Below are 15,782 nucleotides of genomic sequence, written 5' to 3'. Positions count from 1 at the left end.
CCGCGCCCCGGCACAATCGAATTGCGGGCCCCGCCGCGACGCTTCACAAAGGATTGTACGCGGGCGGTGAACGGGGACCGAGACGATGGCGATGGCCTGGGATACGGCGCTGGCAGCGGCAGCGGCCGCACATGAGGGGGGCCGGCTGCCGGAGGCCGAGGAGCGGCTGCGCGCGCTGCTGCGCGACCTGTCGGCGCGCGAGCCGGTGCGGCCCGTGCCCGTCCTGCTGCGGCTGGCGGGCGTGCTGCTGGATCGCGGCGAAGCCGAGCGCGCCTATGCCATCGCCGACGAGGCCGTCGCCATCGAGCCGGCCAACCCGCTGGCGCTCAACCTGCGCGGATCGACCCTGGGCATGCTTGGCCGCAAGGCCGAGGCCGAGGCCGCCTTCCGCGCCGCCATCGGCCGCGACCCGGCCCTGGTCGAGGCGCAGTTCAACCTGGGCCGGTTGCTGGCCGGCCAGGGCCGCAACGGCGAGGCCGCCGTCATCCTGCGCGGCGTTCTGGAACTGGCCCCGGCCGCCCATCCGGCCCGGCGCGCGCTGTCGGGCGCGTTGCGCGACGAGGGCTTCTTCGCCGAGGCGCTGGTCGAGCTGGACCGCGTCGCCGCGGCGACGGGCACGACGCCCGAACTGCTGAACGAGCGCGGCATCCTGCTGATGATGGGGGGTCGCAGCGCCGAGGCGCTGGCCGCCTTCGATGCCGCCCTGGCGGCCCAGCCGGATTTCGTGGCCCCCAGCTTCAACCGCGCGCTGCCGCTGCTGCGCCTGGGGGACTTCACGCAAGGCTGGCCTGCCTACGAGAACCGCTTCCGCACCGACATGGTGCGCCCCCTGCCCTTCACCCAGCCGCGCTGGCAGGGAGAACCCTTGCAGGGTCGCACCATCGTGCTCTGGGGCGAGCAGGGCCATGGCGATACGCTGCAGTTCGCGCGCTACGCCAGCCTGGTCGCCGCCCGTGGCGCCGACGTCGTGCTGGTCGGGCAGACAGCCCTGGTGCGGCTGCTGCATTCCGTGCCGGGCGTGCGCATGGCAGTCGCACCCGGCCAGGCGGTCGGCCCGCATGACCTGCATGCCCCGCTGATGAGCCTGCCGGGGCTGTTCGGGACCGAGGTCGCGACCATCCCGGCCGACATTCCCTACCTGGCGCCCGACGCCGAGGCGCGGGCGCGCTGGGCCGGCCGCATCCCCGACCGCGGCCGGCTGCGGGTGGGCCTCGTCTGGGCCGGCGACCCCCGCCCGCACATGCCGATCAGCAACTCGACCGACCGCCGGCGCAGCCTGGGGCTGGAGACGCTGGCGCCCCTTTTCGCCGTGCCCGGCATCGACTTCGTGTCGCTGCAGTTCGGCCGGCGCGGCGCCGACCGCAATGGCCAGCCCTTCGCCCGCCAGATCCTCGACCCCATGGGCGACGTGCGGGATTTCGCCGACACCGCCGCCATCGTCGAGCAGCTCGACCTGGTGATCACGGTCGACACCGCCATGGCCCACCTGGCCGGCGCGCTGGGCCGGCCGGTGTGGGTGCTGTCGCGCTTCGACGGCTGCTTCCGCTGGCTGACCGATCGCGACGACAGCCCCTGGTATCCGACCATGCGCCTCTTCCGGCAGACCGCACCGCGCGAATGGGGCAGCGTCGTCGCCCGCGTCGCGGCCGAGCTGGCGACCGAGGCAGCCCGCATCCGGATCCTGGCTTGACCCCGGCCGGTGAGCGGCGCGCGCTCCAGCTCGCGGTCGCCCTGGCCGGGCTCGTTCCAGTCGGAGCCGGGCTTTCCGGCATTTGGTCAGGGCCGTCGATGGCCGGCGAAGCGACGACGGACGGCGCCACGCTCGACAGCCATTTCCGCTACCTGTCCGGCCTGCTGCTGGGCGTCGGCATCGCCTTCTGGTCCCTGGTCCCTCGGATTGCCGCGCACGGGCCGGCCTTCCGCCTGCTGACGGCGATCGTCGTCATCGGCGGCGCCGGCCGGCTGGTCTCGCTCCTCGCGGCCGGCACCCCGTCGCCGCCGATGCTGGCCGGGCTGGCGATGGAGCTTGTCGTTACCCCGCTGCTGTGCCTGTGGCAGGCGAAGGTAGCGCGGTTTCCGTCATCACGGCTTCCGGCGGCACCTTGCGCAGGACGATCGCGACCTCGTCGATGACGTTGGCATAGGTTTCGGCCGCGAACATCAGGTCGGCCTCCGACAGCCCGTCGGCCATCCGCTTGCGCCACGCCGGCGTCAGCCGATCGGTCGCCTCGACGATCTCCAGGTCGATGTCGAGATAGTCGGCGAGCGGCGTGTTGGGCCAGCCACGGGCGGCGAACATGCGGCAGTTGGCCTTGCTGAACAGGCTCATGACGGCCCGGTTGATCGGCCGCACATGGGTCGGGTCGCCCCAGTAGCCCTCGGAGCGGTGATGCGGCGCGCGGATGCGCAGGAACCCGCCCGGGGCCAGCACCCGATGAATCTCCTTCATGATAGCCAGGAACGTCTCGGTGCGCTGGCCCAGATGCTCCAGCACATGCACGGCCATGATCTCCGTTACCGAGCCGGACGCGATCGGCCACGGCGTCCGCTCCAGGTCCCACAAAAGGTCGGGCCGGGCCTCGGCGAAGCGGTCGATGTTGACGAACCCTTCCAGGTGATTGCGACCACAGCCGAGATTCAGTCGCATTGTCTTCCCCATCCGCGGGCGCGCAAATAAAGCCGCAACGGCGGCACCATTGCGGGACCGGCGGCCAAAGTCTACAACCGGGACGTTGCTTGGCATCCGGTGATGGTCATGGCCGATATGGGCGCGCGTGCGAACGAGGACGGGCCGCTGCCGGCCCTGGTGCCGACCGATCCGCTGGCCACCAACCAATGGCATCTCGATGCCATCGACGTGAAGCGCGCCTGGGACGACTATGCCGGGCGCGACATCAAGATCGCGGTGATCGATGACGGCTTCGAGCGCACCCATGGGGACCTCGACGCCAACTACCGCACCGACCTCGACTTCGACACCCGCGACAACGATGCCGACGCCCAGGCCGGGTCGAGCGATTTCCACGGCACCGCGGTCGCCGGCGTCATCGCCGCAGAGAAGAACAACCTGGGCGGCGTCGGCATCGCCTGGGAGGCCGATCTCGTCGGCCTGCGCATCGGCTATGGCGCCAACGGCACCACCGCCCAGATCCTGAGCGCCTTCCAGCGCATGGCCAGCGCCGACATCGCCAACAATAGCTGGGGCTATGGCGGCTATTTCGGCGACAACTTCGCCGCCAGCCAGTTCCAGGCGATCGGCACGGCCCTGCAGGCGGCCGCCACCAGCGGACGCGGCAACCTCGGCACGGTCGTCGTCTTCGCCGCCGGCAACAGCCGCGGCGCGGGCGACAACGTGAACTACCACGACTTCCAGAACAGCCCCTACGTGATCGCCGTCGGCGCCACCGATTCGAGCGGGCGGATCGCATCCTTCAGCACGCCAGGGGCAGCCGTCCTGGTGTCGGCACCGGGCGTCAGCATCACCACCACCGACCGGCTGGGCAGCGTCGGCTATGGCAGCGGCGACTATGCCAGCGTCGGCGGCACCTCGTTCGCGGCCCCCATCGTCTCGGGCGTGGTCGCCCTCATGCTGGAGGCGAACCCGCGCCTGGGCTATCGCGACGTGCAGGAGATCCTGGCCTATTCCGCCCAGCAGCCGACCGCCAGCGGCATCACCTGGGACGTGAACGGCGCCCGCGACTGGAACGGCGGCGGCCTGCGCTTCAACGACGATCACGGCTTCGGCCTGGTCGACGCCCATGCCGCCGTGCGCCTGGCCGAAAGCTGGGGCGAGCAGTCGACCCAGGCCGACCGCGTGCTGGTCACCCGCACTTCCGATCCGAGCCCGAACCTGGCCATCCCCGACGGCGGCCGGGTGACCGACAGCATCGCGATCTCCGGCCAGGCGGTCGAGATCGACCGGGTGGAAGTGACCCTCGACATCCAGCATGCCTGGATCGGCGACCTGTCGGTCACGCTCACCTCGCCGTCCGGCACCGTGTCGGAGCTGGTCTACCGGCCGGGCGTCAGCTCCACCAATGCGCTGGGCACCAGCCAGGACGACATCCGCTTCACCGTCGACAGCGTGCAGTTCTGGGGCGAATCCGCCAACGGCACCTGGACGCTGATCGTCACCGACCACGCCACCGGCATCGCCGGCACGCTCAATTCCTGGTCGATGACGATGATCGGCGATCCCGACACCGCCGACGACAGCTACGTCTACACCGATGCCTTCGGCGCCATCGGCGGCGAGACCGCCCGGGCGACGTTGCGGGACGACGGCGGCAACGACACGATGAACCTGTCGGCCATCGCCGCCGCCACCACGCTCGACCTGCGGCCGGGGTCGGCCAGCACGGTCGCCGGGCGCAGCCTGACGATCGCCGCCGGCACCGTGATCGAGACCGCGATCCTGGGCGACGGCAACGATCGGGTGACGGGCAACGACGCGGCCAACTGGATCGAGGGCTATCGCGGCGCCGATTCGCTGGATGGCGGCGTCGGCAACGACACGCTGGCGGGCGGGGCCGGCAACGACACGCTGCTGGGCGGCCAGGGCAGCGACCGCGCCGTCTATGACGGCAACCGCAGCCAGTACGACGTCACCTGGCAGGCAGGCAGCGCCAGCTTCCTCATCGTCGACAAGCGCACCGGCGCGCCCGAGGGCAGCGACCAGGTGTACGGTGTCGAGATGCTGTCCTTCGCCGACCAGAACCTGTCGACCGACAACCTGATGGGCGGTGGCGGCGGAGGGGGCGGCGGCGGTTCGCTGACCGGGACCGCCAACGCCGACACGCTGACCGGCACGGCCGCGGACGAAAGGCTGGACGGGCTGGGCGGCAACGACCGGCTGAACGGCAATGGCGGGGCCGACACGCTGGATGGCGGGGCCGGCAACGACACGCTGGCGGGTGGCCAGGGCGACGACGTCTACATCGTCGATTCGACGCGGGATTCGCTGAGCGAGAGCGGCGGCGCCGGCGTGGACCGGGTGCTGTCGTCGGTCACCTGGACGCTCGCCAACAACTTCGAGGACCTGACCCTGACGGGCGACCAGGCGATTGCCGGCACCGGCAACTCGGCCGCCAACCGCATCACCGGCAACGCCGCCGCCAACGCGCTCAACGGGGCGGGCGGCGCCGATACCATGACCGGTGCCGGCGGCAACGACAGCTACACCGTGGACCATGCCGGCGACGTCGTCATCGAGCTGGACGGCGGCGGCACGGACCTGATCCAGACCTCGGTCACCTACACCCTGCCCGGCTTCGTCGAGAACCTGACCTTGACGGGGTCGTCCGGCATCGCCGGCACGGGCAACGACCTGGCCAACGTCATCAACGGCAACAGCGGCGCCAACACGCTGGTGGGCGGTGGTGGCGACGACACGCTCTATGGCGGCGGCGGCCGCGACCTGCTGACGGGCGGCGAAGGCGCCGACCGCTTCGTCTACCAGTCGACGGCGGAGAGCCCGCGCGGCTCCAACCGCGACATCATCACCGCCTTCGACGACCTCGACCGCATCGACCTGTCGGCGATCGACGCCGACAGCCGCAATTCCGGCAACCAGGCCTTCACCTTCATCGGCACCGGCGCCTTCACCGGCGGTGCCGGCCAGCTGCGCTACAGCGTCAGCGGCGGCGTCCTCAGCATCCAGGCCGACACCAACCGCGACCGCACCGCCGACCTGGAGATCCAGGTCAACGGCGCGACCAAGCTCGACGCGCTGGACTTCGTGCTGTAGCGGCCCGCCTTCGTGCGGTAGCGCCTGTCTTCAGGCCGCGGCCGCACCCCGCAGGATCATGTCCGCCCCCTTCTCGGCGATCATGATGGCCGTCGCGTTGGTGTTGCCCGACACGACCGTCGGCATGATCGAGGCGTCGATCACCCGGAGCCCCTCCATCCCCTTCACCCTGAGCGTGGTGTCGACGACGGCGTTCGCCTGCGGCCCCATCATGCAGGTGCTGGTCTGGTGGAAGGTCGTGCCCGAGGTCGAGCGCACATGCTCCAGCAGGGCCTCGTCGGTGACGGCGGCCGAACCCGGCATGAACTCGTCGGTAACCTGAGCGCGCATGGCCGGCGCCTCGAACACCCGGCGCGCGGCGCGCAGCGCGGCCACCATGGTGTCGCGGTCGCCCTGGGTCGACAGGTAGTTGGCCGTCATCCGCGGCGGTGCCGCCGGGTCCGGCGACTGGATGCGCAGCCAGCCGCGGCTTTCCGGCCGGCAGGGGATGGCGACGATGGTGCAGCCGGGGAAGTCGTGCATCGGTTCACCCGCCTTGGGCGAGCTGCCGGCCAGGAACTGGTACTGCACGTCGGGCGAGACCAGTTCCGGCCGGGTCTTCAGGAAGAGGCCGATGGGGGCCGCCCCTGTCATCAGCGCGCCGCGCGAGGCCAACGCATACTCCATCCCGGTCAGCGCCTTGCGCCACCAGCTGCGCGAGATCTCGTTCAGCGTGTTGGCGTTGCGCACGCGATAGATGAGGCGGCCGCCCAGATGGTCCTGCAGGTTCTCGCCCACCCCTGGCAGGTCGTGCACGACGGGGACGCCCAGCGACTGCAGCAGCGCCCCCGGCCCGACCCCCGATAGCTGCAGGATCTGCGGCGAGTTGATCGTGCCGCCGCACAGCAGCACCTCGCGCCGGGCGCGGGCGTGGCGGGTGGCGCCGCCCTGGTCGTACTCGACGCCGACCGCGCGCCGGCCCTCGGTCAGCACCCGGCGCGTCAGGGCACGGATCTCGACCTTCAGGTTGGGTCGGCGCATGGCGGGCCGGAGGTAGCCGACGGCCGCACTGCACCGGCGGCGGCCGCGCACCGTCACCTGCAAGGGGCCGACGCCCTCCTGCGAAGCGCCGTTGAAATCGGCATTGAAGGGATACCCCGCCTGCTGCGCCGCGGCGATGAAGGCGTCGTGCAGCGTGTGCGGCGAGCGCAGGTCGGAGACGGCGAGCGGGCCGTCGGCGCCGTGATAGGCATCGGCGCCGCGCTCCTGCCCCTCGGACTTGCGGAAGTAGGGCAGCACGTCGTCATAGGACCAGCCGGCATTGCCCATCTGCCGCCACAGGTCGAAATCCTCCTTCTGGCCGCGGATGTAGATGAGGCCGTTGATCGAGCTGGAGCCGCCCAGCACCTTGCCGCGCGGCCAGGGGATGCGCCGGCCGTTCATGTTCGGCTCCGGCTCGGTCTCGAATTTCCAGGCGACCTTGGGGTTGTAGATGTTGCGGTAGAAGCCGGCCGGGATATGGATCCAGGGGTCGGTGTCCTTGCCGCCGGCCTCCAGCAGCAGGACCGTGGTGCGGCCGTCGGCCGTCAGCCGGTTGGCCAGCACGCACCCGGCCGAGCCGGCCCCGACGACGATGTAGTCGAACTGATCCGCATCCATGCTGGCCGCTCCCTCCGGCCGGCGGCGCCATTCCCGAGTCGGGCGCTGTCCGGCGGCGCGATTATGCCGCGCGCCATGCGGCCCGGCCACGCATCCCGGGCCGCCCGCCGGCAAAGAATGGAACCCGGCCCTGCCCCATGCGCTGTCCAACCAGGGCGACCGCAATCCCGGGGTCGCCGCGGCGACCCATGGCCGGAGGACCCGAGATGCCGGAGCAGGCGGAATCCCGCGAGATCGTGATCGTGACCGGCAGCAGCGGGTTCCTGGGCCAGGCGGTCGCGCGGCGCCTGGCGGGCCGTTTCCGCATCTTCGGGCTGGATTTCACCGTGCCGGACGCCCCGCCCGATGGCATCGAGCCGGTCCAGGTCGACCTGACGCAGGAAGAAAGCGTGGCCGCCGCCATCGCCGAGGTCGGCCGGGCCGGCGCCCGGATCGCATCGGTCATCCACCTTGCCGCCTACTACGACCTGTCGGGCGACGAGAACCCGAAATACGAGGCGGTGACGGTGGAGGGCAGCCGGCGCCTGATGCGCCACCTGCAACCGCTGGGGGTGGACCAGTTCGTGCTGGCCAGCACCCTGCTGGTCCACGGGCCGACGCTGCCCGGGCGGCCCATCGACGAGGACAGGCCGATCGAGCCCTTGTCCCCCTACCCCGCATCCAAGGCGCGGACCGAGCAGGCGCTGCTGGCCGAGCATGGCGCCATCCCGCTCGTCGTGATCCGCCCGGCCGGCGTCTATGACGAGATGTGCCGCGCGGCATTCCTGGCCCAGCAGATCGCCAACATCCACGAGCGCCAGGTGATCAGCCACCTCTATCCGGGCGAGCTGGACCATGGGCAGCCCTACCTGCACCTCGACGACCTGGTCGATGCCATCGCCCGCATCGTCGACCGCCGGGCCGAGCTGCCGGTCGAGACGACGCTGCTGCTGGGCGAGGCCGAGACGCTCAGCTACGACCGGCTGCAACGCCTGTTCGGCCGGCTGCTGCACGACGAGGAATGGGAGACCCGCCCCGTGCCCAAGGCGATGGCCAAGGCCGGGCAGTGGCTGCAGGAAGACGTGCTCGACCTCGATCCCTTCGTCCAGCCCTGGATGATCGACCGGGCCGACGACCATTACGAGATCGACACCGACCGGGCCTGGCAACTGCTGGGCTGGCGGCCGCGACACCGGCTGGAGGCGACGATTCCCGAGATGATCGCCAACCTGAAGGCAGACCCGGCCGGCTGGTACGCGGCAAACAAGCTGAACGCCAAGGCCATGGCCGCCGCCAAGGTAGAGGAGGCCCCGCCCGAGCATGTGGCCGCGGCCGAGCGCCGTGCGGTGGCAGCAGAGCTGGAGACCACGCATTCCAGCACGCGCTGGGCCGGGTTCCTCGTCGCCATGCTGGGGCTGTGGCTGATCGCCAGCCCGTTCAGCTTCGGCCTGTTCGAGGGCGGCAATGCGGCGACGATTCCCCCGGCCGCCGGCGCCGCCCTGCCGGACGCCTTGTGGCGCGACCGCATGCTGGGCTGGAGCGACGTCGGCTGCGGCCTGCTGCTGGTCCTGCTGGGCGGGATGTCCCTGTCCTGGCGCCATCGCTGGGCACGCTGGGCCGTGGCTGCGGTCGGCACCTGGCTGCTGTTCGCGCCGCTGGTCTTCTGGACCACGAATGCCGCCGCCTATGCCAACGACACGATCATAGGCGCGCTTGTGATCGCATTCGCCACGCTGGTCGCCAACCCGCCCGGCATCGCCACCGTGGCGCTCAAGAGCGATGCCGACATCCCGCTCGGCTGGAGCTATTCGCCATCCAGCTATTCCCAGCGCGTGCCGATCGTCGTCCTGGCCTTCATCGGCTTCCTGCTGTCACGCTACATGGCGGCCTTCCAGCTCGGCCACATCGACGACGCCTGGGACCCGGCCTTCGGCGACGGCACCGAGCGGGTCATCACCTCCGACCTGTCGCGCGCCTGGCCGATCGCCGATGCCGGCATGGGGGCCGTCGTCTACCTGATCGAGGCCCTGACCGGGCTGATCGGCGACCGCCGCCGCTGGCGCACCATGCCCTGGCTGGTGCTGGGATTCGGCCTGCTGATCGTGCCCCTGGGGGCCGTCAGCATCGGCTTCATCATCATCCAGCCGGTGCTGATCGGCACCTGGTGCGGCCTGTGCCTGGCGACAGCCGTCGTCAGCGTGGCGATGATCCCCTACGCGCTGGACGAGCTGCTCGCCTCGGCGCAGTTCCTGCTGCGGGCACGCCGCGCCGGGCGGCCGCTGTGGCGCACCTTCTGGCAGGGCGGTGACAGCCTGCCCGGCGCGGAGCGGGAGAAGGGCCCGGATATCGACGCACCCGTGGGCCAGCTCCTGCGCGCGTTCCTGCTGGGCGGGGTCAGCTTTCCCTGGACCCTGTCGCTGTCCATCGCCATCGGCCTCGCCTTGATGGCGACCCGGCTGCTGGCCGGCACCGAAGGCGACCTGGCCAACAGCGACCATGTCGCGGGCTGCCTTGTCGTCACGATCGCGGTCACCGCCCTGGCCGAGGTGGCGCGCCCTGTCCGCTTCCTCAACATGGCCGTCGGCGCCTGGCTCGTGGCCGCCCCCTTCGTCCTGGACGGCGGCGGCCCGGCATCCATGGCGGTCGGCGTGGCGGCCGGCATCGCGCTGATCCTGCTGTCGCTGCCGCGGGGCCGGTTGAGCGGCGAGCATTATGGCGGCTGGGACAAGGCGATCGTCTGACGGTGTCCTTCCGCAGGGATCGAATCCGCCATCTGGGGCGTTGCCGCACCTTGGGGCGTCGAGGGAGGGAATCGGTCGATGGGCGAGGGGATACCCTATTGCGGTAGCGGCCCGCTGCCCGACGAGATCTGGGGCCGCTGGAACGGCGACCCGGTGCTCTTGGGCCTGCTGGCGGCGGCCGGGCTACTGATCCTGCTCCATCCGCCCGGCGGCGTGCGTCGGAAGGCCTGCGCGGCGGCCGCATGGGCGGTACTGGTGCTGGCCTTCGTCTCGCCGCTCTGCGCGCTGTCGTCCGCCCTGTTCTCGGCCCGCGCCTTGCATCACCTGCTGCTGATCGCGGCCGCCGCGCCCCTGATCGCGGCCGCCCTGCCGGATGCCGGGCCGGCCAGACGTCCGGGTGCGGGATTGCTGGTGGCGACGCTGGCGCAGACCGCGGCCCTGTGGCTGTGGCACATGCCGGGGCCCTATGCGGCAGCCCTTGCCGACGGCACGCTCTACTGGCTGATGCAGGCGACCTTGCTGGGCAGCGCGGTGCTGTTCTGGTCGACCCTGCGGACGGCGGCACCGGCAGGTGCCGCCCGCCTGTCGGCGCTGCTGGCCATGGTCATGCAGATGGGGCTGCTGGGCGCGCTGCTGACCTTCGTACCGGCGCCGCTCTACGCCGCCCATTTCGCCACCACCCTGCCCTGGGGCCTGACGCCGCTGGAGGACCAGCAGTTGGCCGGCCTGGTCATGTGGGTGCCGGCCGCCCTGCCCTACCTCGCAGCCGCCCTGGTGCCGCTGGCCGGCTGGCTTGCGGCAGCCCACCGGGCGAGCCCGGAACCGCAGGGGTGACGGCCACCTGGCTGAAGATCCTGCACATCGCCGCCCTCTCGGTCTGGTGCGCGGGGCTGCTGGTGCTGCCGGGCGTGCTGGTTCGCACCGGCCGCGCGGTGCAGACGGGCGAGTGGGAGGGAGCTGCCGCCCAGCAACTGCGCAGCTTCGGGCGCGCCTGCTACCTGGCCGTCGCGTCGCCAGCCGCGGTGCTGGCGATCGGCAGCGGCATGGCGCTCATCTTCCAGCGCGGCGCCTTCGCGCCATGGCTCTTCGCGAAGCTGGCGCTGGTCGGTGTCCTGGTGCTGGTGCACATGCAGCATGGCCGCAGCATCGCCCGCCTGGCCCAGGCCGAGGGGCGGATCGGCCGCCTGCTCCCGGCCCTGCTGCTGGCGGCAGCCGGCACGGCGATGGTCGCCATCCTGTGGCTGGTGCTGGCCAAGCCCGGCTTCGACGAGACGCTGTTCCCCGACTGGCTGCGCCAGCCGCGGCCCGATCGCACCGACTGGGATTGGACTGGTCAGTCCTCCTTGGCGAGCAGCAGGCCGATCTGATGCTCGAATACCAGCTTGCCGCCATGCCAGCCCGCCAGCCCGACGAAGACCGTCGCCAGGCCCGACAGCAGGATGCCCCAGGGCAGCGGCGAGGCGGGCGGGTCGGACAAGCGCAGGCCCCAGTTGGCGCCCGCGACCGACAGCAGCATCATCGCCGCCACGAAATGCGTCCAGCTCGCCGTGCGGCGGCGGATGCCGGGCGCCAGCAGGATCTCGACCGTGCCGACCAGCCCGGCCAGCACCCCCAGGCAGAAGGCGAAGCCGCTCGACCACAGGGCCGCCCGGATCCAGAACGGATCGGCCGTCCACCAGAAGAACACGTCGGCGCCCAGGGTGGAGATCACCAGCGCGATGGGGAAAGTCACCATCATCGCGTGGATGGGATGGCCGGCCAGCGCCACGCGCGAACTGATGTCGTGGTAGCGCGGGTCGCGCAGGTGGGGTTCGGTCATCGGGCGGTCTCCGGTCGGGCCGAGGCGGGGCGGGGCGGGGCGACGGGCAACCGGAGGTTAACGCGGGCGGCGCGGGCAGGTTTCCTGCTGGTTCCGGCAGGTGCGCTGCTGGGTGGCTGCGGCGGGCCGCTGTCGGCGCTCGATCCGGCCGGGCCGGCGGCCGCGGCGACGGCGCAACTGTGGTGGTGGATGCTGGGCGGGGCCACGCTGATCCTGGTCGGGGTGATGGCGTTGCTGGCCTATGCCCTGGCCGGTGGCGGCCGGTCGCCGTCGACCGCCGCATTGCTGGGCGGCGCCGGCATCGCCTTTCCGCTGGTCGTGCTGACCGCCCTTCTCGTCTTCTCGCTGCGCACGGGCGAGGCGCTGCTGCCCCGGACGGGGGGCGACGCGCCGCTGCGGGTCGAGGCCCATGCGCGGCAATGGTGGTGGGAGTTCGTCTACCCCGATTTCGCCGGCCGGCCGCTCCATACCGCGGGCGAGCTGCATATCCCGGCCGGGCGCGCCATCGAGGTCGAGGTGATGGCCCACGACGTCATCCATAGCTTCTGGGTCCCGCGCCTGGGCGGCAAGATCGACGCGATCCCCGGCCATCGCACCCGCATCCGCCTGGGTCCGGTGGCGCCCGGCACCTATCGCGGCCAGTGCGCGGAGTTCTGCGGGCTGCAGCACACCTTCATGGGGTTCCAGGTGATCGCCCACACGCCCGACGCCTTCCAGGCGCGGCTCGACGCCCTCGCCCGGCCGCCCGAGCCCGCCCGGCCAGGGGCGGCCGAATTCGTCGCCGCCTGCGGCCAGTGCCACAGCGCCGACGCCCGCCGGCCAAGCAGCGGCCCCAACCTGGCCGGCGTGGCGGGCCGGCAGTGGCTGGGCGGCGGGGCGCTTGCCAATGACGGGCCGGATGCCTTCGCCCGCTGGATCGCCCAGCACCCGGTCCTGAAGCCCGGCAGCCACGAACCCCATCACGGCCTGCTGGAGGCGGCCGCGGCCGACAGCATCGCGCGCTATCTGGGAGGGTTGCGATGACCGCCCCATCCAGGGACGACGCGCTGGCCCCCGCCCCTGGCCTGGATGGCGCGCTGGAGGCGCTGTGGGGCACGCCGCGCGGCTGGGGCCGGCTGGCCGCCGTCAACCACACGATCATCGGCCGGCGGTTCATCGTCACCGCCTTCGTCTTTTTCGCGATCGGCGGGCTGCTGGCGATGCTGATCCGCGCCCAGCTCGCCACGCCGGGCAACGCCTTCCTCGATCCCGGCGCCTACAACCAGATCTTCACCATGCACGGCACGGTGATGATGTTCCTCTTCGCCATCCCGATGTTCGAGGGGCTGGCGGTCTATCTGCTGCCCAAGATGCTGGGCGCGCGCGACCTGGCCTTCCCGCGCCTGGGTGCCTACGGCTACTGGTGCTATCTCTTCGGCGGCACGCTGGTGGTGAGTGCGCTGGTCATGGGGGTGGCGCCCGACAGCGGCTGGTTCATGTACACGCCGCTCTCCTCGCGCCCCTATTCGCCCGGCATCAATGCCGACATCTGGCTGATCGGCATCACCTTCGTCGAGGTCTCGGCGATCGCGGCTGCCGTCGAGATCGTGGTGTCGGTCCTGCGCGTGCGGACGGCCGGCATGGCGCTGCACCGCATGCCGATCTTCGCCTGGTACCTGCTGGTGACGGCCGGGATGATGCTGGTGGGGTTCCCGCCGCTGATCCTGGGCTCGATCCTGCTGGAGCTGGAGCGGGCCTTCGGCTGGCCTTTCTTCGACCCCGTCCGCGGCGGCGACCCGCTGCTGTGGCAGCACCTGTTCTGGCTGTTCGGCCATCCCGAGGTCTACATCATCTTCCTGCCGGCGGCGGGCGTCGTCTCCACCGTCCTGCCGGTCTTCGCCCGCCACCGGCTGGTCGGCTACAACTGGATCGTCGTCAGCATCGTCGCCATGGCCTTCCTCAGCTTCGGGCTGTGGGTGCACCACATGTTCGCGGTCGGCATCCCGCATCTGGCGCTCGGATTCTTCTCGGCCGCCAGCATGCTGGTGGCGATCCCGACGGCGGTGCAGATCTTCGCCTGGATCGGCACGCTGCTGCGCGGGCGCCCGGTCTTCCGGCTGCCGATGCTGTTCATCTGCGGCTTCTTCTTCATCTTCGTGGCGGGCGGGCTGACCGGCGTCATGCTGGCGGTCGTGCCCTTCGACTGGCAGGTGCACGACACCCATTTCGTGGTCGCCCACCTGCATTACGTGCTGATCGGCGGCTTCATCTTCCCGATGATGGCCGGCGCCTACTACTGGCTGCCGCACTTCACCGGGCGCATGCCGGTGCATCATCTGGGCACCGCCTCGTTCTGGCTGGTGTTCGTGGGATTCAACCTCACCTTCCTGCCGATGCACCTGACGGGGCTGCTGGGCATGCCGCGGCGGGTCTACACCTATGCGCCGGGACTGGGCTGGGACGGGCTCAACCTGCTGTCGTCGGTGGCATCCTTCGTCATGGCGATCGGATTCGCGCTGTTCGTCGTCGACATCCTGCTGCAACGCCGCTTCGGCCGGCCGGCGTCGGCCGACCCCTGGGGGGCGGGCACGCTGGAATGGGCGATGCCGCTGCCGCCGCCCAGCTACAACTTCGCCAGCCAGCCGGCGCTGGGCGAAGCCGCGCAGCCAGGACAGGCGTTGGCCGGGCCGGCGCTGGCCGCGTCCATGGCGGCCGGCGAGCAGCATCTGGGGATCACCCGCAACGGCTGGCGTGAGACGCTGGGGGTGGACGCCGTCACCGGCCGGCCCGACCAGGTGCTGCTGCTGCCCGGCCCCACCTTCCTGCCCCTGTGGGCGGCCGTGGCGACGGGCGTCTTCTTCGTCTCCGCCCTCTTCAAGCTCTACCTGCTGGCGCTGGCGGGGGCGGCCGCCGTGCTGGTCCTGGTGATCCTGTGGCTGTGGAGCATGGGCAGCCGGCACGACATGCCGATCGTGCCGATCGGCCTTGGCCAGTCGGTTCCGTCAGCACCGGCCGACCGCCGGTCACCCCTGCGCGGCGCCCTGGTCTTCACCCTCGTCGCCGACGCCTCCTTCTTCGCTTCACTCGCCTTCGGCCAGGCCTTCCTGTGGGTGATCGCGCCCAACTGGCCACCGCCCGCCTTCATGGCGCCGGCGCCGATCCTGGCCGGGCTGGCCGCGGGCGGGCTGGGTGCGGCCGCGGTGGCGGCGCGGATCGCCATCGGCGCGCGGCGGCCGCAGCCCTGGCTGGCCGTATCGGCCGCCGGGGCCGCCCTGGCGCTGGCCGCACTGGCGGCGACGATCGGGCTGCGCCTGCCGCCGCCTGCGACCCATGCCTATGCCGCCGCCGCCACGGCGCTGGCCGCCTATGCCGCCTTCCATGCCGCGCTGGCGCTGGTGGCGGCGGGCTATAGCTGGGCGCGCTGCCGGGCCGGCTACGTCTCGCCCAGCCGCGACCTGGCCTTGCACAACACCGGCCTGCTGGCGGGCTATGCCGGCGCCACCGGCCTCGTCGTCCTGGCGATGCTGCACGGCCTGCCGCTGCTGGCCGCACCATGACCGACGCCACCCCGCCGGCCGGCAGGGGGCCGCACCCGCTGGTCCTGGCGCTGGCCGCCTTCACCGTCTGGGCAAGTGCCTTCACCCTGCTCTACGTGGTGCAAGCGATCGGCTGCGCCGAGGTCTGGCCGCCCCTGCTGCACCAGGGGGCGATGACCGGGGTCTGGGTCGCCCATCTGGTCGCCAATGCCCTGCTGCTGGCGGTCGCCTGGCAGGGTCGCGCTGGCGCCATGGCGGCGGTCGGACCGGCGGCGGCCGCCGCCGCGCTGGCATCGACGGCCTGGACCGGGCTGCCGCTGTTCCTGGCCTCGGCCTGCGTCTGA

At 71.6% G+C, this 15,782-nt stretch carries 12 protein-coding genes; 9 read left to right on the top strand and 3 right to left on the bottom strand.

The window, feature by feature from the left end; genetic code table 11:
* Positions 1-85 precede the first annotated feature (85 nt).
* Together STVA_RS00770 and STVA_RS00765 are read left to right on the top strand one after the other, a co-directional pair.
* Positions 86-1,690 carry a tetratricopeptide repeat protein gene (locus STVA_RS00770; protein WP_123689999.1) on the top strand — a complete coding sequence of 535 codons (1,605 nt, stop codon included), beginning with the start codon at positions 86-88 and terminating at the stop codon, positions 1,688-1,690.
* Positions 1,618-2,133 carry a DUF4345 domain-containing protein gene (locus STVA_RS00765; protein ID WP_123690000.1) on the top strand — a complete coding sequence of 172 codons (516 nt, stop codon included), beginning with the start codon at positions 1,618-1,620 and terminating at the stop codon, positions 2,131-2,133. Before STVA_RS00770 ends, STVA_RS00765 begins: the two co-directional genes overlap by 73 nt.
* Here the strand turns inward: STVA_RS00765 and STVA_RS00760 are convergent.
* Entirely contained in the window at positions 2,033-2,647 is a 615-nt protein-coding gene (locus STVA_RS00760) for a class I SAM-dependent methyltransferase (protein WP_123690001.1), read from the bottom strand. The genes STVA_RS00765 and STVA_RS00760 overlap by 101 nt on opposite strands.
* A gap of 102 nt (positions 2,648-2,749) precedes the next feature.
* Between STVA_RS00760 and STVA_RS00755 the strand changes: the two genes are divergently transcribed.
* Positions 2,750-5,746 carry a S8 family serine peptidase gene (locus tag STVA_RS00755; RefSeq protein WP_123690002.1) on the top strand — a complete coding sequence of 999 codons (2,997 nt, stop codon included), beginning with the start codon at positions 2,750-2,752 and terminating at the stop codon, positions 5,744-5,746.
* A 30-nt stretch (positions 5,747-5,776) separates the two neighbouring features.
* On the opposite strand, the gene STVA_RS00750 is transcribed toward STVA_RS00755, so the two are convergent.
* Positions 5,777-7,384, bottom strand: coding sequence for a GMC family oxidoreductase (locus STVA_RS00750; RefSeq protein ID WP_123690003.1), 1,608 nt, complete (start codon positions 7,382-7,384; stop codon positions 5,777-5,779).
* A 206-nt stretch (positions 7,385-7,590) separates the two neighbouring features.
* On the opposite strand from STVA_RS00750, the gene STVA_RS00745 reads away from it, so the two are divergent.
* From STVA_RS00745 to STVA_RS00735, 3 genes are all read left to right on the top strand, one after another.
* Positions 7,591-10,104, top strand: a complete 2,514-nt coding sequence (locus STVA_RS00745) for an NAD-dependent epimerase/dehydratase family protein (protein WP_123690004.1) — start codon at positions 7,591-7,593, stop codon at positions 10,102-10,104.
* Between the two features lie 78 nt (positions 10,105-10,182).
* Positions 10,183-10,938 carry a cytochrome c oxidase assembly protein gene (locus STVA_RS00740; protein WP_123690005.1) on the top strand — a complete coding sequence of 252 codons (756 nt, stop codon included), beginning with the start codon at positions 10,183-10,185 and terminating at the stop codon, positions 10,936-10,938.
* Positions 10,935-11,471, top strand: a complete 537-nt coding sequence (locus STVA_RS00735; protein WP_170216474.1) for a CopD family protein — start codon at positions 10,935-10,937, stop codon at positions 11,469-11,471. Before STVA_RS00740 ends, STVA_RS00735 begins: the two co-directional genes overlap by 4 nt.
* On the opposite strand, the gene STVA_RS00730 is transcribed toward STVA_RS00735, so the two are convergent.
* Complete coding sequence (locus tag STVA_RS00730) at positions 11,438-11,923, bottom strand: DUF2231 domain-containing protein (RefSeq protein WP_123690006.1); 486 nt, start codon at positions 11,921-11,923, stop codon at positions 11,438-11,440. The two genes, STVA_RS00735 and STVA_RS00730, sit on opposite strands and share 34 nt — an antisense overlap.
* Here STVA_RS00730 and coxB point away from each other — a divergent pair.
* Genes coxB through STVA_RS00715 form a run of 3 tightly spaced genes read left to right on the top strand, consistent with a single transcriptional unit; the run spans position 11,909 to position 15,782 of the window.
* A complete protein-coding gene (gene coxB / locus STVA_RS00725) occupies positions 11,909-12,946 on the top strand; it encodes a cytochrome c oxidase subunit II (RefSeq protein WP_197735756.1) in 1,038 nt (345 codons plus the stop codon). The genes STVA_RS00730 and coxB overlap by 15 nt on opposite strands.
* Positions 12,943-15,459 (top strand): cytochrome c oxidase subunit I, encoded by a 2,517-nt coding sequence (ctaD, locus tag STVA_RS00720; RefSeq protein ID WP_123690008.1) that lies wholly within the window; start codon positions 12,943-12,945, stop codon positions 15,457-15,459. The genes coxB and ctaD overlap by 4 nt, the downstream gene beginning before the upstream one ends.
* Complete coding sequence (locus STVA_RS00715) at positions 15,456-15,782, top strand: hypothetical protein (RefSeq protein WP_123690009.1); 327 nt, start codon at positions 15,456-15,458, stop codon at positions 15,780-15,782. The genes ctaD and STVA_RS00715 overlap by 4 nt, the downstream gene beginning before the upstream one ends.

The organism is Stella humosa (assembly GCF_006738645.1).
Lineage (GTDB): Bacteria > Pseudomonadota > Alphaproteobacteria > ATCC43930 > Allostellaceae > Allostella > Allostella humosa.
Note: the sequence above shows the minus strand (reverse complement) of the source record. Positions and strands in the feature narration are given on the sequence as shown.

What these genes read in the sequence shown, in the direction of transcription:
- STVA_RS00750 (WP_123690003.1), bottom strand. Translation starts at nt 7,384, where the DNA reads ATGGATGCGGATCAGTTCGACTACATCGTCGTCGGGGCCGGCTCGGCC.
- STVA_RS00765 (WP_123690000.1), top strand. Translation starts at nt 1,618, where the DNA reads ATGGGGCAGCGTCGTCGCCCGCGTCGCGGCCGAGCTGGCGACCGAGGC.
- STVA_RS00770 (WP_123689999.1), top strand. Translation starts at nt 86, where the DNA reads ATGGCGATGGCCTGGGATACGGCGCTGGCAGCGGCAGCGGCCGCACAT.
- STVA_RS00715 (WP_123690009.1), top strand. Translation starts at nt 15,456, where the DNA reads ATGACCGACGCCACCCCGCCGGCCGGCAGGGGGCCGCACCCGCTGGTC.
- STVA_RS00745 (WP_123690004.1), top strand. Translation starts at nt 7,591, where the DNA reads ATGCCGGAGCAGGCGGAATCCCGCGAGATCGTGATCGTGACCGGCAGC.
- STVA_RS00760 (WP_123690001.1), bottom strand. Translation starts at nt 2,647, where the DNA reads ATGCGACTGAATCTCGGCTGTGGTCGCAATCACCTGGAAGGGTTCGTC.
- ctaD (WP_123690008.1), top strand. Translation starts at nt 12,943, where the DNA reads ATGACCGCCCCATCCAGGGACGACGCGCTGGCCCCCGCCCCTGGCCTG.
- STVA_RS00730 (WP_123690006.1), bottom strand. Translation starts at nt 11,923, where the DNA reads ATGACCGAACCCCACCTGCGCGACCCGCGCTACCACGACATCAGTTCG.
- STVA_RS00755 (WP_123690002.1), top strand. Translation starts at nt 2,750, where the DNA reads ATGGTCATGGCCGATATGGGCGCGCGTGCGAACGAGGACGGGCCGCTG.
- STVA_RS00740 (WP_123690005.1), top strand. Translation starts at nt 10,183, where the DNA reads ATGGGCGAGGGGATACCCTATTGCGGTAGCGGCCCGCTGCCCGACGAG.